This is a genomic window from Streptomyces sp. NPDC037301 (genome assembly GCF_055602785.1).
Map to the genome: position 1 here is coordinate 107,529 of NZ_JBVJWD010000001.1, position 17,641 is coordinate 125,169.

Here is a 17,641-nt window from a genome sequence, read left to right on the forward strand (position 1 = left end):
CACCGTCAGCCGCTGAGGTGCCGGCGGTACCACGGCGCGTGCCGGGCGAACGCGGTCGCGAACCCTTCGCCCGGCTCCCAGCCGAAGTCCTGGCCGACCCGTTCGTCGGTGAACCAGTGGTCCACGGCGAGCATGCCGAGGTGGTGCAGCGCGTACGGGACGTCGGCGAGCCGCTCGCGGGCCGTGTCCACATCGATGCCGGTGGCTCCCCAGGGCAGCCGCAGCTCGTCGACGACCGTGGACAGCAGCTGCGAACAGCTCACCGGTTCGGGGTGGTTGACGTGGTAGACCCCGGCCGGCTCCTTCGGGGACAGGGCCGCACCCAGCAGCGCCCGCCCCAGCGTCTGTACGTCGATCATCGAGTGCCGTGCCTCGCATCCGGTCAGTCCGGCCGAGAGCTGCCGGACGAGCGCGACCAGGCCGGGCACGGCCCATCGGTCCCCGGCCCCGTACACGATGTGCGGACGCACGACGACGCCGCCGGCCGCCAGGACGTGCTGTTCGGCGGCGGCGCGGGTCAGGCTGGTGGCCGAGGCCGGGGCCGGCTCGGCCTGTCCGGGCCGCAGCCGGGTGAACGGGCCCCGGCCGTAGACGGATGCCGTGCTCAGGTGGACGATCCGGGTGACTCCGCAGCGAGCCGCCTCTTCGGCCAGGGCACGGGTTCCTTGATCATTTACAGACCGGGCGGCCGGTTCGTCGCCGCCGATCCGTGAGGCGCAGTGGATCACCGCGTCGATGCCCTCGCAGCTGCCGCGCAGCGTCGCGGGGTCGGCGAGGTCCCCGTACACCGTCTCGATGCCGGGCCCCGCACCTGCCGTTGCGGTGAGAGCTGTCCGGTGGGTCATCAGCCGCAGCCGGACACCGGGGGTGGCCGTGGCCGCGGCCACCACATGGCTGCCGATGAAACCGGTCGCGCCGGTGATGAGTATGCGCAGTGTCATGACTGGTCATTCTGCCGGTCGTCCGGCCGGCTCCCCTGATTCCCGGCTGTGCCGTGCAGGCCGCTCGGGGAGCCGAGGATGCAGGTGAAGACCGGCTCGCCGTCCTGGATCGCCGAGACGTGCACTCCGGTCGTACTGCGGTCTCCGGCCGGGACGGGACGGGCCTCGATCCAGCAGGGTCGGTCGAGCTCCACGTACCGGAGGAAGTCGGTCTTCACCGATGCCGGGAGGAAGTCATGGCCGGGGGTGACGGCGACGGCCGCCTGACGGGCCGCTTCCAGCAGCACAATGCCCGGCACATGGTCGTTGGGCCGGGCGAACAATGTCGGATGCGCGGTGTCGAGCCGCAGCTGCCAGACGTTCCGCTGCAAACCCGGTGCCAGTACGACATCGCGTTCATCTCTCCTGCCCACCTCGGCCGGTGCGACGGCGGGCAGGAGGGGTATCGGGGCGCCGATCACGTCCTGCCGGTCGCCCCGCAGCCTGTCGTACGCCTTGGCCGAGGTGCAGCTGATACGCCCTCCGCCTCTGGCGAGGACGGTGCCGAGCCGGTGCAGGAGCAGCTCGACATGCATGGAGCCGATGCTCCGGCCTCGCCGCCGGATCCGGGAGCAGGACACATCCACCGTGATGTCCCAGGGTGCCTCGCCCAGGAGCAGCCGATCGGGCTCGCAGACGTACGCGAGCTCCCACATCACGAACTGGTCCCCGACCGGGACGTCGAACGCCGCATGCCCCAGGAGCATCGTCGTCTGCCGCATGGTCTCCGCGATCAGCAGCGGGTCCTGGTAGCGGCCCGACACGGGGGCGAAGAAACGGTGCGCATGCGGCCAACGGGCCGATACCGAGAACTGGGTGTCGGTCTGCGGGGTCCAGCCGGTGGGAAAGACATCCTCGGCATCGGACCGGTGAACCAGGTGTCTCGGGAAGTCCGCCTCCCCATGTCTGCCCCCGGACGCCGTCCCGCCCTCTCCGGGGATTACGGTGAATTCAGCGGCGCCTGCGCCCTCGACGGACACCGATGCGCTGTGCGAGGTGAGCTGAACCATGAATCTTCCTCCCAGAGGATCCATACCGGGAGGGCGGGCCGCCCTCGCAGTAAGATACTGACAGTCCGGTTTTCCTATCCAGCCTTATCCCAGTGGCGCTGACCACGCCACGACTGAGAGAGACTCGTAGCTGATGGCACAGCAGGCGCGCGCGATCCAGACTCGACGGTCAATCCTGGTGGCGGCCGCCGCCGTCTTCGACGAACGCGGTTACAGCAGCGCCACCATCAGTGAAATTCTTGCGCGGGCCGGAGTGACAAAAGGTGCGCTCTACTTCCATTTCACCTCGAAGGAAGACCTTGCACTCGGGGTGATGGACGTACAGCTGGACAGCGATCCGCTTCCCGCCCAGCTGACGAAGCTTCAGGAATTGGTCGATCAGGGCATGCTGCTCGCCCACCGGATCCGGCATGAGCCACTGGTACGCGCCAGCGTCGGGCTGGCCATGGATCAGGCGGTTGAAGGCCTCGACCGGGGCACCCCCTTCCGTGCCTGGATAGACCGGCTCGAACACCTGCTGACCGCCGCGAAGAACCAGGGCGAACTCCTGCCGCACGTCGACGCCCGCGAGACCGCCGAAATGCTGGCGGGTTCCTTCTCCGGCATTCAGGTGATGTCTCAAGCCCTGTGTAAGCGCGAGGACTTGGGGCGACGGATCTCGGTCCTTCTGCATTACGTACTGCCGAGCATCTCGACCCCTGCCGTGCTGGCCACGCTCGACATGGCCGAGGACCGTGGCGAGCGCCTGTTCGGCACCCTCGGATCAGTCCCCAGCCAGGCCCGCGCACCCGGCTGACGGGCGAGGCCTCCCCCGACGAGGAGTCACGGGGCACGACACGGCAGCGACGATCGGCTGAACATCGGGCGACGAAGAGTTGCGGCTACGATCGCGGGCACCCAGCGAGACCAGGAGTGCCTACCGTGTCCCGACCGCGCATCGCCGTATCCATCGTCACCATGGGCGATCGCCCGCAGCAGGTCGAGGCCCTGCTGGCCTCGGTGGCCGGACAGGACGTCCGGCCGGCCCGGCTCGTCGTCGTGGGCAACGGCTCACCGCTCCCGGACTTCTCCGCGTTTCCCGGTCTGTCCGACCTGTCCGGTGGTGTGACGGCGATCGAACTCGACGAGAACCTGGGCTGCCCCGGTGGCCGTAACGTCGCCCTGCGCAAGCTGGCCGAGTTCGGCGATGTGGATGTCGTCATCGAGCTCGACGACGACGGGCTCCTGGTCGACGGCGGGGTGTTCCGCAAGGTCCAGGAGCTGTACGCCGCCGACCCGCGGCTCGGCATCGTCGGCTTCCGGATCGCCGACGAGCACGGCGAGACCCAGCGCCGCCACGTCCCGCGCCTGCGCGCCGCCGACCCGATGCGGCGCGGCCCGGTCACGGCGTTCCTGGGCGGCGGCCACGCCCTCTCCATGGAGATGCTCGCCCAGACGGGGCCCTGGCCCGCGGAGTTCTTCTTCACCCACGAGGAGACGGACCTGTCCTGGCGGGCGCTCGACGCGGGCTGGAAGATCCTGTACGAGCCCGATCTGCTGCTCCAGCACCCCAAGACCTCCCCGGCCAGGCACTCCGTCTACTACCGGATGACGGCCCGCAACCGGGTCTGGCTGGCCCGCCGCAATCTTCCCCTCCCCCTGGTCCCGGCCTACCTGGGCACCTGGACCCTCCTGACCGTGGCCCGCACCCGGTCGGCGACGGGGCTGCGCGCCTGGGCCGGCGGCTTCGCCGAGGGGGTCCGTACGCCGTGCGGGCGGCGGCAGCCCATGCGGTGGCGCACGGTGTGGCGGATGACGAAACTGGGACGGCCACCGGTCATCTGACCCGCGACGGGGCCGGGTGGTCAGTCCCGAGACAGGAGTTGCCGATGTCCGTCCGCAGGATCGTCACCAACATTCGGACCACCACCGGCCCCGGTGTCGAATCGGACGCCGACGCCAACGCCGCCGTTGCCGCCGCGATGAAGCGGAACGCGGAGTTCTACGGCTTGCTGGGCCTCCAGGAGGTCATGAACCACGGCTGGATCATGACGCTCGCCTCTCCCTCCCATCCCTCGGCCCAGATCAGCATCATGGAGGCCGACGCAACCGCCCCGGTCACACCGGACATGAGCATGGAGGTGGAGGACGTGGACGCGGCCTACACCGCCATGCAGGAGGGCGGCGCGGAGATCGTGTACCCGTTGCACGACGAGGAATGGGGCGTACGCCGCTTCTTCGTCCGCGACCCCAACGGCCGGGTGATCAACGTGCTGGGCCATCGCTGACCGGCCCCGTCCCGGTGACGCCGTCGTCGTACGGGAGGATCCGCCGCAGGAGCCCTTTGGGGTGGCCCCGCTTGCGCCATTCCCTTGGGTAACCGATGGAGACCTCCTCGAAGCGCACCCCGTCGTACCAGGTTGTACGGGGGATGTGCAGATGGCCGTAGACCATGGCCGCTACATTGAAGCGCCGGTGCCAGTCGGCGGTGAGTTCCGTGCCGCACCACTGGGCGAACTCGGGATACGTCAGGACGGCCATCGGTTCGCGAACCAGGGGCCAGTGACTGGCGATGACCAGCGGAATCTCCGGATCGTGTGCGGCGAGACGCCGCTCGGTCTCCGCCACTCGCGCCCGGCACCAGGCGTCACGGCTCGGGTACGGGTCGGGGTGCAGCAGGAACTCGTCGGTGCACACCACCCCCGTCTCGTGCGCGTATGCCAGGGACTCCTCCTTGGTCGTCGTGCCCGGCGCCCGGAAGCTGTAGTCGTACAGCAGGAACACGGGCGCTACGGCCACCGGCCCTTCGGGGCCGGGCCACAGCGGATACGGGTCCTCCGGAGTGGACACCCCGAGGCTCCGGCACAGCTCGACCAGATGCTCGTAGCGTTCCCGGCCCCGCAGTTGGACCGGGTCGTGATTGGTCGTCCACAGCTCATGGTTCCCGGGGGTCCAGATCACCCGGGCGTACCGGCCCGCGAGCAGCCGCAGCGCCCACTCCACGTCCTCGGCCTTCTCCGCGACATCACCGGCGACGATGACCCAGTCCTCGTCCGAATCCGGCCTCAGGGACTCGACGATGGGGCGATTGTCCGCCATCCCGACGTGAAGGTCGCTCACCGCGAGCAGAGAACCGCGGTTTCCGTAGGCGCGATCGGACATGAAGAACCTTTCCCGAGGACGGACCGAACGAGATCGTCTCCCATGATGTGGTCCGGTGTCTCTGCGTCCGGCTGTCACGCGCGTGTCACAGGGGGTTCGCTGCCATTGCACCCGTGATCACGGGGTTGACAGGCATGAACCCATAGACCCGCCGACGACGGTCCGACCGTGCTGGCGGACCGCCGATGGGACGAAGAGGGCCGGCCCACGAAGGACTGGCGCAAGAGCGAGGACTGAGTTCTGCGACAGCATCGAAGGCGACGCCGACTGCCGGACGACCCCGATCCGGAAGGGCAGTTCGGCGTCTCCTGAAGGACTGCGCCGATTGCCGATCGGTCAGCCGGATGCTTCTCCCGTGGGAGCCAGAGCCATTTTCACCAGCTCTCCCGCCCTGCTGACCAGGAGATCGGGGACATCTTCCTCGTAGAAGCGGATCTGCCCGATGACCCCCTCGGTGCCGGAATTCCGCGCAAGCCGCACCGCCAGTGCGTCCAGCTCGGGCAGGGATTCGGCGTGCACCTCTTGACGTGCTGTCAGGGACCATCCGTCGGCAGTCCGGGCCAGCTCACCGACCAGGACTCCGCCGATGCGCGCCGCGGGCCCGCGTGCCGCGAGCAGGGGGAACATGTCACCGATCTCGTCTGTCGTGTCATCCGCCGGGCCGTCCGCCGCGTCCTCGATGCCGAGATGCCATCGCAGATCGGCGAGCACGGCGCTCGGCGCGGAGGCCCGGAGGTCCAGGGCGAGGTCCACGGCGTACAGGTCGCTCATGCCCGCAGCCTAGCCAGGCAGCTGCGCAGCGGGGCCGTCGCAGAGATGACGCCGGTGTCCGTTTCCGCCAGGCCGGCGCTCACCAGGGCGGCCCGCCGCGCCCACTCCGCGCGCAGCCGTGCGTACTCGCCCTCCTGTTCACGCAGGACGGCGGTGGTGGCGTCCGGGTGCGCGGACCCCGCGGAAGCCGGCCGGCGCAGGCCCGCGTCGACGTCCCGTACGGCGCTCAGCGCCGAGGCGGGATCGGTGAGGGTGAACCCGCGCTCACCGGCGATGCTCCGCAGCAGGTCCGGGTCGGGCTTGTCCGGCGACAGACCGGCCTCCATCGCCGCGACGATGTACGCCCCTGCCACCACCTGCGCGCGCCGCCACGGCACTCCCTCCTGGAGGGTGAGGGCGTTGGCGAGGGCGAAACCGCCGAGGTACTCCCGCTCGCAGGCGGCCCGCATCCGGTCGGCGCGGAAGGCCAGCCGGTCGACGACCTCCGTGAACAGCCGGAGCACGCTCCGAAGCGTGGCGTAGGCGGTCGCCAGGTTCGCCCCAGCCTCCTTGCCGACCTCCACGAGGTTGGTGTACGGGGTGTTCCGCCGGCCCAGTACCGCGTCGAGGTGGTAGGTGGGCAGGTGCGCCGTACGCCCCCGGATGCGTTCCAGCACCGGGAAGTTCTTCTTCTGCGGCCTGGCCGACGAGATCCCGCACAGCTCGTCCGGCAGGTCGATGAAGCCGAACCCGCTGCTGCCCCACGTCAGCAGGTCGATGGCGAACCGGCTCAGCGCCACGCCGAGGACCCCCATGCCGGCGGTCACCTCGGCCACCCAGCCGCGTGAGGCGATTCCGGTCAGCGCGACCGGCTGGGACCGCTGGAAGCCCAGCAGCCGCGCCATCCGGTCGCGGTCCCAGGCCAGTTCCTGGCCGGCCATGGCGCCCGAGCCCAACGGGCAGGCATCCAGTCCGTCGTAGGTCGAGAGCAGCCGGCGCAGCGTGTGCAGGACCTGTTCGGAGACGGCCGCCAGGTAGTACCCAGGGGTGATGATCTGCGCCGCCTGGAAGTGCGTGTGACCTGGCATGGGCGGTTCACGGCTCGACTCCGCCAGCCGGTGCACGGCCGCACCGAAGTCCAGCAGCATGTCCGAGACGCCGGTCAGCTCGTGCCGCCCGAACATCAACTGGGCAGTGGCCTGGAGGTCGTTGCGGCTCCGGTCCACGTGCCAGGACGGAATCGGATGGGGCAGCCGCTGCTCGACGTACCGCTCCAGGGCGAAGGTGATGTCCGACATGTCGGCCTGCGGATCGGCCACGAGCGCCTCGGCGTCCGCCGTGTGCAGCGCCCGGCCCAGTGCGCGGGCCTCCGCGTCGGTGATCACACCCAGCCGCGCGTACTCGGCGGCCAGCACTTTCTCGATCACGATGTACCAGGGCAGCAGGTTGCCCCCCTTTCGGAGGCAGCGTTCCACCCCGTCGCGATGACTGGTTTGCCCGGCTGTCACTCACCCTGTCCCGCGGCCCGCCGACCTCCCACGCTGCAACCGGCACCACCTCCTGCCTCACGACAGTCGGGGGGGGCGGCGCACGGAGACCGATGGCACCTGATCGGATCGGACCCAGCTCAGAGGCGTCCGCCGCTCCTCCGCTCCTCCGCTCCTGGGACCTTTCAGGGGCTTTCAGCGCTGTCCGAGGGACTTCCGAGGGATCGCGACGAAGTCCGGTCGGGCGAGCATGGCGCGGGTTCGGTCAGCTCGTTGAAGATCTCCTCGGCGCGTCGGTGGGACGGTCGGGCCCGGCCGTTGACCGGGTCCAGTTCGCCGGCGGCGAGGGCGACGCGGGCGCGATCACCGCAGGCGAGCAACCACAGCGGTGGCGGGCGACCGTACGCGAACTCACGCGTCACCGGTTCGCGGTCACACGTCCCAGGTGACCGGGAGGCTCTTCACCCCGTAGATGTCCGCGGTCTCCGGGCGCAGGCCGACTTCTTCGGCCGGTACGGCCAGGCGCAGCGTGGGGAAGCGGTTGATCAGCGCGGAGAGGGCGATCCGCATTTCGATGCGGGCCAGCTGCTGGCCCAGGCACAGGTGGGTGCCGTGGCCGAAGGCCAGGTGCCCGCCGTCCTGCCGGTGGAGGTCGAGCACGTGGGGATCGGTGAAGCGCTCGGGGTCGCGGTTGGCGGTGTTGTACGACAGGACGACCGTCGTGCCGGCCTCGATGGTCCGGCCGCCCACCTCGACGTCCACCAGCGCCGTCCTCATGAACGTCTTGGCGACGCTCAGATACCGCAGCAGCTCTTCCACGGCCTGGTCGGTGAGCGCGGGGTCGGCGCGCAGTGCGGCCAGTTGCGCCGGGTTCTGCAGCAGCGCGAAGGTGCCGAGGGACAGCATGTTCGCGGTGGTGTCGAACCCGGCCGCCAGCAGGATCAGGCTGATCCCCTGCAGCTCCTCATCGGTCAGGTCGCTGTCGGTGAGTTCGCTGAGCACGTCGTCGGTGGGGTTCGCTCGCTTGGCGGCCACCAGCTGTGCGAGGTAGTTCTGGGTCGCGGTGTAGGCCGCTATCAGGTCCTCGTCGCTCGTCTCCCCGTTCATGAACTTGTCGATCTGTTCCTGGAAGGAGTCCCGGTCCTGATACGGCACCCCCAGCAGCTCACAGATGATGATGGTGGGGATGGGCTTGGCGAACGCGGTCACCAGGTCCGCCGGCGGCCCGGTCTTCTCCATGGCGTCCAGGCAGTCGGTGGTGATCTGCTCGATGCGTTCGGTGAGCAGTCGCATCCGCCGTGCGGTGAACTTGCCCACCAGTGGTTTCCGGTAGCGCCCGTGCTGTGGTTCGTCCATGAGGAGGAACTCGCCGGGCGGCGCCGGAGGGATCTCGAAGTCGACCACGTTCAGGAGCTCTTTGCGCGAGCTGAACCGCGAGTCGGCCAGGATCGACCTGACCAGGTCGTATCCAGTGATCAGCCAGCCGGGCTTCCCGCCGGGGTGGGTGTAGCGGCTGATGGGGCCGTGCCGGCGGGCGTCGATCAGCTCTGCCGGCGGGTCGAAGGGGCAGCCGGGCCGACGCTCCGTCGGCAGCGTCGTGACGGTGTGGAGGGATTCGCTCATGGCCATTCCTCATCTCGCGACATTACGTGTTTGACGCATATCGAAAGCTACGTTGCATTCGGAATACCGTCAATCGCCCGAAAGGTGTCTGCGCAGGTAGATGGCGGTAAATTGATGCAATGACGCTGGGTTCGAATGCAATGCTACGTTGCAATGAATGGAGGCGAAGGCAATACTGGTGGCATGCCAGGAGGACGGTTGACCCAGCAGGACCGCCAGCGCATCGCGGCCGGACTCGCCGACGGGCTCTCCTATGCCGAGATCGCCAGGCGGCTCGACCGGCCGACCTCGACGATCAGCCGGGAGGTCGCACGCAACGGCGGCCCCGGCGGCTACCGGCCCCAGCAGGCGCACCGGGCGACGGCCCAGCGGGCGCAGCGCGGCACACCGGCACCCCCACGCGCGGCCGGAGTGCCGGGCGGCACGATGGAAGAGGAGATCATCGAGCTGGCGGTCAGGTCGGGGATGCCGAGGATGACAGCGCGTGTGCACGTCGACCTGTTGCTGTCCGAGGACGGCAGGCGCACCGCAGCCGAGCTGACCCGCAGGCTGAAGGTCAGCCCGGCCTCCGTCTCCGTGGCCGTGAACTTCCTGGTCCAGCAGGGATATGTCCGGCGCGAGCGCGATCCGCAGCGGCGTCGCGACATCTACGTGGTCGACGACGACGCCTGGTACCACTCGATCGTGATCAGCTCGCGGCAGACGCTCGAGTCGGCGCAGGCCGCGATGGCGGCGGCCGAGACGCTCGGGCTGGAAACGCCCGTGGGGCAGCGGCTGGCCAAGGTGGGGACGTTCCTGGAGCGAGTCGTCGAGGACATGATGGAGTCGGCCGACCGCTGGCGCACCCTCCTGGCGTGATGGGTCTCTTGGCCCTTCTCCTGGAGCTGGCGCACGATCTCCGCGATGTCCGGAGCGTTATGGAAGATCATCGCGTTCGTAGCAGAGCATTGAGCTTCGCGGTGGGGTCAGCTGCAGGATCCGATGGTCCGGCCGTCCCGGGGGACGGTCGCAAGGCGGGCGGCAAGCGGCGTACCCGCGTCGTGCCGCGGGCTGCGCAGGCGGGCGATCTCCTCGTGCTGCGCGGCGATGCGAGACAGCGCGATAGTTTTGAACGCGGTCAGGTCCCCGATCGTCGCGTTCTGGCGGACTGTGCGGGCCCTGAGCGTGTCGTTGTCGAACTTCAGGCGGGCGATCTGGACGTCCCGGGGATCCGGGAGTGTGCCTGCCTCCTGGGGAGCCTTCAAGCGGCGTACGGATTCTTCCCCCAGGTGCTGGCAGGGGCCTCTACGGACGGTGCACAGGAGACCTGTTCGCCGGCGTAGTGGTGGGCGAGCAGGTCGCGGAAGAGGCCGGCGCTCTGGGCGCGGTCATCCCGGGCCGGCGCAGGTTGTTGGTGATCAGCTTCACCAGGGGGGGCGCCCATGGTGGCGTCGCGAAGAGGGGTCTCGCGCCGACCCGCAGTAGAAGGTCCTCAAGTTCCGCCGCCCACAACCCAGTTACAGGATCTTCGATCACCCCCGAACGCTGCCCTGCCCGAGGCGGCACCGGTACGCGAACCCATCGTTCGAACTACGGGCACGCCAATCCCGCACCTGACGCAACATCAGGCAGCCACATCCATGAACAAGCCTCTGACCAGGGAAAAATTGCGAAACGCTTTTGGAGTGCCAAGGAGGAGAGGGCGCATTAGAGATCCGTAAGCGGCGTATGGAACACGTCAGTACTGCTTCTCCTCCGTACGTGGGCCGACGCAAGATCTGTCTCGGCCTCGGAACCGGGGCCGAGTGAACACCCGGGCGCGGCGGAAACCGCTGCCGGGGAAAGGAGTGGTCATGTCGTATTCCCAGGCCGTAGAGCCGTCGAAGCGTGCGGAGATCTCCAAGCGTGCCGCGCTGAGCGTGGCGGCGCTCGCCGTTGCCGGAGGGGCGTTCTTCGTGCCGTCTGTCGGGGATGCCGCCGCGTCCCCGACCTCGGACCAGAAGATCGAGGCCGGGTGCGGGGATTGCTACCCCGACGTCATGTGATCGGCTGACCGACGCGCACGCGAGTGCGCGCAAGCGCGTCCGGGACCCGCCGGTACTCACACCGGCGGGTCCGCTCAGAGAGGGACGGAACAATGGACTGGCTGGAACGGTGCGTACCGAACGTGGAGCAGCTCCTGGGTACGTATTGGCGGAAGGAACCGGTGCTTCTGCGGCCGCAGGACCCGCCGTTGGAGGTGCTGACACTCTCGGACGTGGACGCGCTCCTCGACGCGGGGCTGCTGCGCGTTCCGTATGTCGGCCTGTACACCGCTCAGGGGAGCATCGCCGACGAGCGTTTCTGTCCGACGCGCGTCATCACCGGGAGCCCTGCCCAGGGGTACGTTGACGCAGCGGCGGTCCGACGACTGATCGATGAGGAACGGGCGACCCTGCAGTTCCGTTACATCGACCAATGGCATCCCCCGGTGCGTGAGCTCACAAGGAGCGTCGCCGAGCGGCTCGGCCGACTCGTCGAGGCGTTCTTCTTCCTGAGCCTTCCCGGCCGCCGAGGTCCGGTGCACCGGGACGACGGGGACCTGCTGGCCATTCAGCTCAGCGGCGCCAAGCACTGGCAGGTGTACGCGGGGCCGGCCGACGGCGACTGGGCGCCGGTCCGCGAGGAGAATCCGGGAGCGCCACTGCTGGACACGGTCCTTGAGCCCGGTGAAGTGCTGTACGTACCGAGAGGCTTCGCGCACACCGCCATGGCCGTGGGCGACTCCTCGTCGGCCCATCTGACGGTGGTCGTGAGGGAAGCCGGTGCGGAACATCTGCGCACCGCTCTGCTGGCGCGGGTCGTCGACGGCCTGGCCCTGCCGGGCCGTCCACTGGACGATGACGCCCTGCTGCACACCGCCGCCGATCTCCTGGACCATCTGCGCGCGCAGCTCGATGCAGTCACCCCGGAGGATGTCATCGGCCAGGCACGGCCACGTGCGTACAGCAACCGTCAGACCGTCTGATCGGGCCGACGGCATGGAGCGTGGAGAGGCAACGATGGACTGGCTTGAACGATATGTGGACGACGAGCAGGCATTTCACCACATCCTGTGGTGCCGTACACCCGCCGTACTGCACCCCCGTACGCCCCCGATGGAGGTGCTGACGGTCGCCGAGCTGGACAGGATCCTGGATGCGGGGCTCCTCACCATCCCCTATGCGACGCTCGTGCACGAGGACGGCCCTGTACCGGAAGAGCGTTACTGTTCCCCCCGCGTCGTCCTGGGCAGGATCGACGACCGCTACGTGGATGCCGGGGCGGTACGCCGACTGATCGCCGAGGAGGGAGCGACACTCCTTCTGCGGTACGTCGACCAGTGGCACGCAGGTGTACGGGAACTGGCCGACGGGCTCGCGGAGTGCCTTCAACGCCAGGTGGAGGCGTTCTTCTTCCTCACCCCGCCGGGAACGCAGGGCCGTCCTGTGCACCGCGACGACACCGACGTGCTGGCCGTGCAGATGCATGGCTCGAAGCGGTGGCGTGTGTATCCGGGACCGTCCGACGGGAACTGGCAGCCCGAGCGCGTGGACGGCGACCCGGGCGAGCCGTTGCTGGACGTGGTTCTGCGGCAGGGTGAAGTCCTCTACGTACCGCGCGGGTTCGCGCATAGGGCCGAAACCACGGGGGGCAGCGCCTCGGCGCACCTCTCGCTCACGGTCCGCGAGGCCGGTTCCGCCCATCTGTACGCAGTTCTCCAGGCACTCCTGCTGGACGGCGACGGACTGCCCGCCCGCCCCAACGACGACGCGGCACTGTCCGGGGCCGCGAGCGACCTCATCGCACACTTCCATCGCACGCTCACCGACCTCACGCCAGAAGAGCTGGTACACCTGGCCCGGGGCACGATGCGCCGGGAACAGCACACCACCGACGGTTCTTTGAGCGCACTGCTGGGCTGATCTGGCAGTACAAGCGGCATCCGGCGCATCCGGCCGCAGGCCCGCTCACCCGCCGGCCTCATGCCGGTAGCTGATGTCGCGCAGGGTGGTGGTTCCAGTCCGGTCGAAGGCCCGGCCCGCCTCGTCGCGCAGTGCTCGCCCGGCTCATCCGCCGTGGACACGGGGTCGGCGGGCCCGGTCGGGTTCGGCCTCGCGGAGGACCTCGCGGGTGACGGGTCGACCTCGCCCTGGCCGAAGAGGAAGAAGCGCAGGAAGTTGGTGAGGTCGCCTCCGCGGCGCTCGCCCATGAGCTGGGCGAAGTCGTGCACGAGTCGAGCCAGGGCGGTCATCTCCGGTCAGTCCGCGATGAGTTGACCCAGATGCTCCCGCCGTTTGTCGGACAGGTTCCCGGGCCGGGTCGTGATCCAGGAGGTGAGGCGGCGCGGGGAGGGCGTGATCCGGTCGCTCTCGTGGCGGCCCTGGTTGAGGTACTCGTGCAGGAGGTTGAGGCTGCCGGTGCAGCCGAGAGCACGGATCTCCTCGAAGGGGTGCTTGACCGGGACCCCGGACTCCTCGGTACGGCGTCGGCGCAGGTGCTCGCGGTGGGGGTCGACCAGGCAGGTCCGGTACTGGGGCGGGCGACGCAGCCGGTCGGGCTCGGGCGCGCGAGCGTAGCGTTTGACCGTGCGAACTCCGGCGCCGGACTGTCGGGGGGTGCCGCCGCAGGACGAGGGCCTGCTCGTGACGACCAGGTTCGGTCGGCCACTGCAGCGGGGTGCGTTCAACGATCAATGGCGCCGCGCGGTGGAACTGGCCGGCCTGCCTGCTGGCACGCGGTATCACGACCTCAAGCACTTCTATACGTCGCGGCTCGGTTCGTCCGGTCACCACGACCCGAAGACGGTGCAGGCACTTTCCCGGCATGCCGAATTCTCCGAGACGTGGGACACCTATGCCCATCCGCCGCTTGCGGTGGAAGGCGTCAAGGTGAAGGCGTTCGGCGCCGTGTTCGGGCACGCTGGCACAGCAACGCCGCTTGCGCAATCCACCTCGATTCGACCGGGGCGGTGCACGTCAGAGCGGAACACCCCTCTGACCTGGGCCGGAAGGGTAGCGGCAGACGAGTCGGGCTGTACGCCGGGAACAGTCACCGCAACGCTATGACCTGCACGAACATGAGGGAAGGACACTTCCGTGGCTACCTTCATGGCTACGTAAGGAGACGCCCCGTCCAGGTCAGCCCGGACGGGGCGTCGTCGTTCCGGAGGTCAGAAGGTCTGCTCGACGCGCTCGAAGATGTCGGCGTCCGTCTCTTGCTGCCAGGCCGGCAGGTCGGCCCAGTCTGCGACGTATCCGGGCTTCGGGTCCTCGAAGTGCTTGAACATCTGGGCGGTCCAACAGATGGCGACGAAGCGGCCCTTCTGCTCGCGGGTGAGCCGTGCGGCGTGCCCTTCGCTGATCCTGATGAAGTCGCGGACCTGTCCGTACACGGCGGCGGCAGCTTCGCGCTCCCACTCGGGCGTCTCGCCCCACGGCGTGACGTAGCCGGGTTTCGGTTCACCGGGGTAGTGCCTGGTCACCCCGGCGATCCACGCCTCGCGGAAGATCCGACCGTCACTCATGCGCGTGTCCCTCTCGTCATGCGGTACGCGGAAGCGCCGCGATTCGATGATCCAGGTCCGAGACTCGGCCATCGGCCATGAGCGGGGCAAGACGCCCTCGAAGTCCGTCCAGCTTCTTGCCGATGAATCCCGAGTTCGACCGGTCGGCCAGGCCGAGCACTGCCTCCGCGTACTGCACGACCTGATCGACGTCGCCCCGGTGGGCCCCTAGGACGGCAAGGTCACTCAGGACTGCGGCACGACGGCGCAGAGAGAGGGGTTGGGCAAGGGCTGCGGTGAGAGCGTCCTCCGCGAGGTCGGGGCGGCCGAGCTGGAGGTAGCAGGCCCCTCGTTCCTCGGGGAGGCGGGAACCGTCGAAGCGGAGCCAGCCATCATTGTGGGAGTGGCCGTCGAGGGAGTGCACTTTCTCAGCTTTGTCGAGAGCCCGGGCGCAGCCGTCGATGTCGCCCATGGCCGCGTGCACCTGGGCCTGGACGGCGGAGACCCAGTGTCGGGTGGACAGGGCGCTGTCGCCCCGCCGGGCGATCCGGGAGGCCACTGCCAGCAGGGGCTGGGCAGCAGGCGCGCGGCGGGCGTACAGCTCGACGTAGGCGTGGCGGGTCATGGCGCAGGCCCAGAGGTCGTGGTCACCACCGGCATGGGCGGCGTTGGCGGCCAGTGTGTAGCACTGGGCGGCGTCGGTGTACCGGTTGGCGTCGAAGAAGAGTTCACCGGCGAGCTGGTAGAGGTCGGCCGCCATGGTGCACAGCCGGGCCCGGTCCGCTGCGGTGCGCGCCTCGGCCAGGCCCTTCGTCAGGACGTCGAGTTGCCTGCGGACCGCTGGGAAGACGGCCTGCTTGGAGTCCGAGAGGGTGAAGACCTGCCACAGGCTGCGATGCAGCTCCTCCCCTGACTCCAGGAGCGCCGCCGCCGTATGCCCCTGAGGAACCTCGCCTGAATCGGGAAGGGCGACCAGCGCGCTTGTGACAGCGAGCAGACCCAGGACATCGCGGCGCTTCATATCGTCATCTTCACCGTGGAGAAGGGTTGGAGTGTCAGGGAGCACGGCCGTTTCGGCCGGCTGTTCTTCGACGAGAAGCCCTTCCAGCTCGGAGAGGGTGACTCCCAACAGGCTGGCGATCTTGGGCCGTTGGTGCGGCTGTGGTGTGGCACGGCCACCCTCCCAGCGGATCACGGTGGACACGGCCACTGCGAGCGCTTCGGCGAATTCCTCCTGAGAGTAACCCTGCGACGCTCGCCGGTCGGCAAAACGCCTACGTCTTAATGCCATTGGTCTCCCCTCACGAAGAGCACCTTCCCCGCTTGCACCACCCAATGCCCGGAAAACGCCTGGGAGGTGCCCGGGGTCCGCTCTGGGAGACGGTAACGGATCGTCGTTCACTGGTCACATGCCGCTCGGAGGTCAAAGGACCTCCCGGACGGCTCCCCATACGAGAGGAGTGACCGCGTGACGACCTCCGAACTGCCCCGCAGAAACCCTGGCGCCAGCGGCCGTACGTACACGCCGCCGGAGCCCCGGCCGGGTGCGCCGAGCCGGGCTCTGCGGGTACGGGCGGCTGGCGGCTGGGAGAGGTTCATGCGCCGCGTCGAGACCCGGCAGGAGACGGAGACGTGAACCCGGTCGGCCCCGACGGCTACGAGCAGCACCCGCTCCTCAACACGAACGTCCGCGACATCGCCTCACGCGGGGAGGGTGTGCTCGTCGCCGTCACGCACGAGCTCCACAGCCACGGCACGATCCGGGTCGCGCACATCCGGCCCGTGTCCGGAGTCGAGTGGACGACCGCCGCCGACAACATCCAGGCCGCTCGCCTCTGAGCCGCTGCCCGCAGATCGCCGTGCGCACCCAGACTCCGCCCCCCCGCAGGCGGCCATCCGGCCCAGCCTGCCGAGGGCGGACGCCCGCCTCCGGTGTGACTTCCGATCCCATGCCAGACGTCACGTCGGGGGTGGGCCATCAAGCGCCGGACCGCACAAGACGGTCCGTGACAGGCACGACGAGCGGTTCAACAAGCTGATGGACGACGCGTCCGACAAGGCGACCTTGTCGACCTCGGCCTGACACAGACTCCCACCCGGCCGCCGACCGGCGTAAGAGCCTTCGGCCAGCGGGCCGAGCATCACTTCGCCCAGCCGGGCGAAGTGAATCCGCAGAAAGGAACAGCACAATGCCCGAGATCCCGAGTGCTGACCGGGACGGCTCCATCAACCTGCCCAGAAAGCTGGAAGAAGATCTGATCGAGATCGGAAGCACGCTCCCTGCTTGGAGTGTGGAGGGGCCCTTCCTGGCGGACTCCATGATCGAGCGGTACCGGGCCAAACTGGACTCAGCTTCGCTGTTCGGTGAAATCAGGGGTCGCCTTCTCTCCCAGCTGAAGGGGGCGGCCGGCGGATACGCCGTGATGCGTCTGCGGAACATCGCTCAGGCGCTGGGCGTCCGGGACCAGTTCCTCCGCTTGGCAACGGCGATTCTCGCCGAAGTGGCAATCCCCTTCCAGCCGTTCCAGCGGTGGCCGCTGTGGAAGGAGATCGGGACCAACCTCAACGCCAATCCCGGCCTGTCCACCGGTACGGGGTACAACGCATTCCACATGGACTTGGTCAACGCGACCCAGCCGCCGGACTACACCACGCTTCTGTGCGTCCGACCCGACCCACTCGGAGCTGGCGCGAGCATCCTCTCCAACGCTCGGGAGGCCGTATCTCGCCTGACGCCATCGAGTCGCGCCCTCCTGGCCGACGTGGCGTACAGCTACGGAGGCTTCTTCGAGCTGTCTGACGTCGGCGAGGAGTACAAGCCGTTCCCCGTCCTGGACGGCGAATCCGAGGTCTCCGGGTTCGTCCGGTTCACGGCCAAGATGCTCACCGAGTCCGGACTCGATGAGGCACACGCCTACGCCGCCAGGGAGCTTGCGGACCAGATGGTCGCTGGTCAGGTCGCCTTCACACTCCAGCACGGTGACCTCTTGATCGTGAACCAGCACCGATGGGTTCACGGCCGCGAGGCGCTCGCCAGCGGCCAGCACGACGTCGAGCCCGAGCGCCGCCGCCTGCTGCTCCAGTTGTTCCTGCGTGACAGGGGCACCGCGGAACCGGCCGCCTCGTAGGTCGTACGGGGAGGGTGTC

The 17,641-nt window shown here is 68.8% G+C and carries 21 protein-coding genes and 1 pseudogene; 11 read left to right on the forward strand and 11 right to left on the reverse strand.

Going from position 1 to position 17,641, the window contains the following annotated elements; translation table 11 throughout:
* Nucleotides 1-5 precede the first annotated feature (5 nt).
* Together ACZ7IB_RS00465 and ACZ7IB_RS00470 are read right to left on the reverse strand one after the other, a co-directional pair.
* Entirely contained in the window at nt 6-941 is a 936-nt protein-coding gene (locus ACZ7IB_RS00465) for an NAD-dependent epimerase/dehydratase family protein (RefSeq protein WP_470907961.1), read from the reverse strand.
* Entirely contained in the window at nt 938-1,990 is a 1,053-nt protein-coding gene (locus ACZ7IB_RS00470) for a ScbA/BarX family gamma-butyrolactone biosynthesis protein (protein WP_470907962.1), read from the reverse strand. The genes ACZ7IB_RS00465 and ACZ7IB_RS00470 overlap by 4 nt, the downstream gene beginning before the upstream one ends.
* A 133-nt stretch (nt 1,991-2,123) precedes the next feature.
* Here ACZ7IB_RS00470 and ACZ7IB_RS00475 point away from each other — a divergent pair, with 133 nt between their 5' ends.
* The 3 genes from ACZ7IB_RS00475 to ACZ7IB_RS00485 all read left to right on the forward strand — a co-directional run bounded on the left by ACZ7IB_RS00475 (nt 2,124) and on the right by ACZ7IB_RS00485 (nt 4,257).
* On the forward strand, nt 2,124-2,786 hold the full coding sequence (locus tag ACZ7IB_RS00475) for a ScbR family autoregulator-binding transcription factor (protein ID WP_470907964.1): 663 nt from the start codon (nt 2,124-2,126) through the stop codon (nt 2,784-2,786).
* A gap of 125 nt (nt 2,787-2,911) precedes the next feature.
* The gene (locus ACZ7IB_RS00480) at nt 2,912-3,814 is read left to right on the forward strand and encodes a glycosyltransferase family 2 protein (protein ID WP_470907965.1); all 903 of its coding nucleotides are present in this window, start codon (nt 2,912-2,914) and stop codon (nt 3,812-3,814) included.
* Between the two features lie 137 nt (nt 3,815-3,951).
* Nucleotides 3,952-4,257: a VOC family protein gene (locus ACZ7IB_RS00485; protein ID WP_390099141.1), complete on the forward strand. Its 306-nt coding sequence runs from the start codon at nt 3,952-3,954 to the stop codon at nt 4,255-4,257.
* Here ACZ7IB_RS00485 and ACZ7IB_RS00490 read toward each other — a convergent pair.
* The 4 genes from ACZ7IB_RS00490 to ACZ7IB_RS00505 all read right to left on the reverse strand — a co-directional run bounded on the left by ACZ7IB_RS00490 (nt 4,235) and on the right by ACZ7IB_RS00505 (nt 8,991).
* Nucleotides 4,235-5,131: a metallophosphoesterase family protein gene (locus ACZ7IB_RS00490; protein ID WP_470907967.1), complete on the reverse strand. Its 897-nt coding sequence runs from the start codon at nt 5,129-5,131 to the stop codon at nt 4,235-4,237. The genes ACZ7IB_RS00485 and ACZ7IB_RS00490 overlap by 23 nt on opposite strands.
* 336 nt (nt 5,132-5,467) lie before the next feature.
* A complete protein-coding gene (locus tag ACZ7IB_RS00495) occupies nt 5,468-5,902 on the reverse strand; it encodes a hypothetical protein (RefSeq protein ID WP_470907969.1) in 435 nt (144 codons plus the stop codon).
* Nucleotides 5,899-7,308 carry a lyase family protein gene (locus ACZ7IB_RS00500; RefSeq protein WP_470907971.1) on the reverse strand — a complete coding sequence of 470 codons (1,410 nt, stop codon included), beginning with the start codon at nt 7,306-7,308 and terminating at the stop codon, nt 5,899-5,901. Before ACZ7IB_RS00500 ends, ACZ7IB_RS00495 begins: the two co-directional genes overlap by 4 nt.
* A gap of 492 nt (nt 7,309-7,800) precedes the next feature.
* Nucleotides 7,801-8,991, reverse strand: a complete 1,191-nt coding sequence (locus ACZ7IB_RS00505; RefSeq protein ID WP_470907973.1) for a cytochrome P450 — start codon at nt 8,989-8,991, stop codon at nt 7,801-7,803.
* A 183-nt stretch (nt 8,992-9,174) separates the two neighbouring features.
* On the opposite strand from ACZ7IB_RS00505, the gene ACZ7IB_RS00510 reads away from it, so the two are divergent.
* Nucleotides 9,175-9,849 carry a helix-turn-helix domain-containing protein gene (locus tag ACZ7IB_RS00510; RefSeq protein WP_470907975.1) on the forward strand — a complete coding sequence of 225 codons (675 nt, stop codon included), beginning with the start codon at nt 9,175-9,177 and terminating at the stop codon, nt 9,847-9,849.
* Between the two features lie 107 nt (nt 9,850-9,956).
* Here ACZ7IB_RS00510 and ACZ7IB_RS00515 read toward each other — a convergent pair whose 3' ends face one another.
* The gene (locus tag ACZ7IB_RS00515) at nt 9,957-10,235 is read right to left on the reverse strand and encodes a hypothetical protein (RefSeq protein WP_470907977.1); all 279 of its coding nucleotides are present in this window, start codon (nt 10,233-10,235) and stop codon (nt 9,957-9,959) included.
* A 588-nt stretch (nt 10,236-10,823) separates the two neighbouring features.
* Between ACZ7IB_RS00515 and ACZ7IB_RS00520 the strand changes: the two genes are divergently transcribed.
* From ACZ7IB_RS00520 to ACZ7IB_RS00530, 3 genes are all read left to right on the forward strand, one after another.
* A complete protein-coding gene (locus ACZ7IB_RS00520) occupies nt 10,824-11,015 on the forward strand; it encodes a hypothetical protein (protein WP_470907979.1) in 192 nt (63 codons plus the stop codon).
* A gap of 92 nt (nt 11,016-11,107) precedes the next feature.
* A complete protein-coding gene (locus tag ACZ7IB_RS00525; protein ID WP_470907980.1) occupies nt 11,108-11,977 on the forward strand; it encodes a JmjC domain-containing protein in 870 nt (289 codons plus the stop codon).
* 34 nt (nt 11,978-12,011) lie between these two features.
* Nucleotides 12,012-12,914: a JmjC domain-containing protein gene (locus tag ACZ7IB_RS00530; protein ID WP_470907981.1), complete on the forward strand. Its 903-nt coding sequence runs from the start codon at nt 12,012-12,014 to the stop codon at nt 12,912-12,914.
* 335 nt (nt 12,915-13,249) lie between these two features.
* Here the strand turns inward: ACZ7IB_RS00530 and ACZ7IB_RS00535 are convergent, their stop codons facing one another.
* On the reverse strand, nt 13,250-13,678 hold the full coding sequence (locus ACZ7IB_RS00535) for a hypothetical protein (protein ID WP_470907983.1): 429 nt from the start codon (nt 13,676-13,678) through the stop codon (nt 13,250-13,252).
* Here ACZ7IB_RS00535 and ACZ7IB_RS00540 point away from each other — a divergent pair.
* Nucleotides 13,635-14,057: a tyrosine-type recombinase/integrase gene (locus tag ACZ7IB_RS00540; protein ID WP_470907985.1), complete on the forward strand. Its 423-nt coding sequence runs from the start codon at nt 13,635-13,637 to the stop codon at nt 14,055-14,057. The two genes, ACZ7IB_RS00535 and ACZ7IB_RS00540, sit on opposite strands and share 44 nt — an antisense overlap.
* A gap of 104 nt (nt 14,058-14,161) precedes the next feature.
* On the opposite strand, the gene ACZ7IB_RS00545 is transcribed toward ACZ7IB_RS00540, so the two are convergent.
* The 3 genes and pseudogenes from ACZ7IB_RS00545 to ACZ7IB_RS00555 form a co-directional block, all read right to left on the reverse strand.
* The gene (locus ACZ7IB_RS00545; RefSeq protein ID WP_470907987.1) at nt 14,162-14,515 is read right to left on the reverse strand and encodes a hypothetical protein; all 354 of its coding nucleotides are present in this window, start codon (nt 14,513-14,515) and stop codon (nt 14,162-14,164) included.
* Nucleotides 14,516-14,531: 16 nt separating this feature from the next.
* On the reverse strand, nt 14,532-15,515 hold the full coding sequence (locus ACZ7IB_RS00550; RefSeq protein ID WP_470908731.1) for a transcriptional regulator: 984 nt from the start codon (nt 15,513-15,515) through the stop codon (nt 14,532-14,534).
* Nucleotides 15,516-15,656: 141 nt separating this feature from the next.
* Nucleotides 15,657-15,785, reverse strand: a pseudogene (locus ACZ7IB_RS00555) (helix-turn-helix domain-containing protein); the annotation flags it as partial.
* A 177-nt stretch (nt 15,786-15,962) separates the two neighbouring features.
* Here ACZ7IB_RS00555 and ACZ7IB_RS00560 point away from each other — a divergent pair.
* From ACZ7IB_RS00560 to ACZ7IB_RS00570, 3 genes are all read left to right on the forward strand, one after another.
* Nucleotides 15,963-16,130 carry a hypothetical protein gene (locus ACZ7IB_RS00560; RefSeq protein WP_470907988.1) on the forward strand — a complete coding sequence of 56 codons (168 nt, stop codon included), beginning with the start codon at nt 15,963-15,965 and terminating at the stop codon, nt 16,128-16,130.
* Complete coding sequence (locus ACZ7IB_RS00565; protein WP_470907990.1) at nt 16,127-16,333, forward strand: hypothetical protein; 207 nt, start codon at nt 16,127-16,129, stop codon at nt 16,331-16,333. Before ACZ7IB_RS00560 ends, ACZ7IB_RS00565 begins: the two co-directional genes overlap by 4 nt.
* Before the next feature lie 350 nt (nt 16,334-16,683).
* A complete protein-coding gene (locus ACZ7IB_RS00570) occupies nt 16,684-17,622 on the forward strand; it encodes a TauD/TfdA family dioxygenase (RefSeq protein ID WP_470907992.1) in 939 nt (312 codons plus the stop codon).
* Nucleotides 17,623-17,641: the final 19 nt, after the last annotated feature.

Bases quoted from the DNA above. Each gene is read 5' to 3' on its own strand.
- ACZ7IB_RS00545 (WP_470907987.1), bottom strand. From the start codon at position 14,515: ATGAGTGACGGTCGGATCTTCCGCGAGGCGTGGATCGCCGGGGTGACC.
- ACZ7IB_RS00550 (WP_470908731.1), bottom strand. From the start codon at position 15,515: ATGAAGCGCCGCGATGTCCTGGGTCTGCTCGCTGTCACAAGCGCGCTG.
- ACZ7IB_RS00520 (WP_470907979.1), top strand. From the start codon at position 10,824: ATGTCGTATTCCCAGGCCGTAGAGCCGTCGAAGCGTGCGGAGATCTCC.
- ACZ7IB_RS00505 (WP_470907973.1), bottom strand. From the start codon at position 8,991: ATGAGCGAATCCCTCCACACCGTCACGACGCTGCCGACGGAGCGTCGG.
- ACZ7IB_RS00495 (WP_470907969.1), bottom strand. From the start codon at position 5,902: ATGAGCGACCTGTACGCCGTGGACCTCGCCCTGGACCTCCGGGCCTCC.
- ACZ7IB_RS00465 (WP_470907961.1), bottom strand. From the start codon at position 941: ATGACACTGCGCATACTCATCACCGGCGCGACCGGTTTCATCGGCAGC.
- ACZ7IB_RS00485 (WP_390099141.1), top strand. From the start codon at position 3,952: ATGAAGCGGAACGCGGAGTTCTACGGCTTGCTGGGCCTCCAGGAGGTC.
- ACZ7IB_RS00470 (WP_470907962.1), bottom strand. From the start codon at position 1,990: ATGGTTCAGCTCACCTCGCACAGCGCATCGGTGTCCGTCGAGGGCGCA.
- ACZ7IB_RS00475 (WP_470907964.1), top strand. From the start codon at position 2,124: ATGGCACAGCAGGCGCGCGCGATCCAGACTCGACGGTCAATCCTGGTG.
- ACZ7IB_RS00510 (WP_470907975.1), top strand. From the start codon at position 9,175: ATGCCAGGAGGACGGTTGACCCAGCAGGACCGCCAGCGCATCGCGGCC.
- ACZ7IB_RS00530 (WP_470907981.1), top strand. From the start codon at position 12,012: ATGGACTGGCTTGAACGATATGTGGACGACGAGCAGGCATTTCACCAC.
- ACZ7IB_RS00525 (WP_470907980.1), top strand. From the start codon at position 11,108: ATGGACTGGCTGGAACGGTGCGTACCGAACGTGGAGCAGCTCCTGGGT.
- ACZ7IB_RS00570 (WP_470907992.1), top strand. From the start codon at position 16,684: ATGCCCGAGATCCCGAGTGCTGACCGGGACGGCTCCATCAACCTGCCC.
- ACZ7IB_RS00490 (WP_470907967.1), bottom strand. From the start codon at position 5,131: ATGTCCGATCGCGCCTACGGAAACCGCGGTTCTCTGCTCGCGGTGAGC.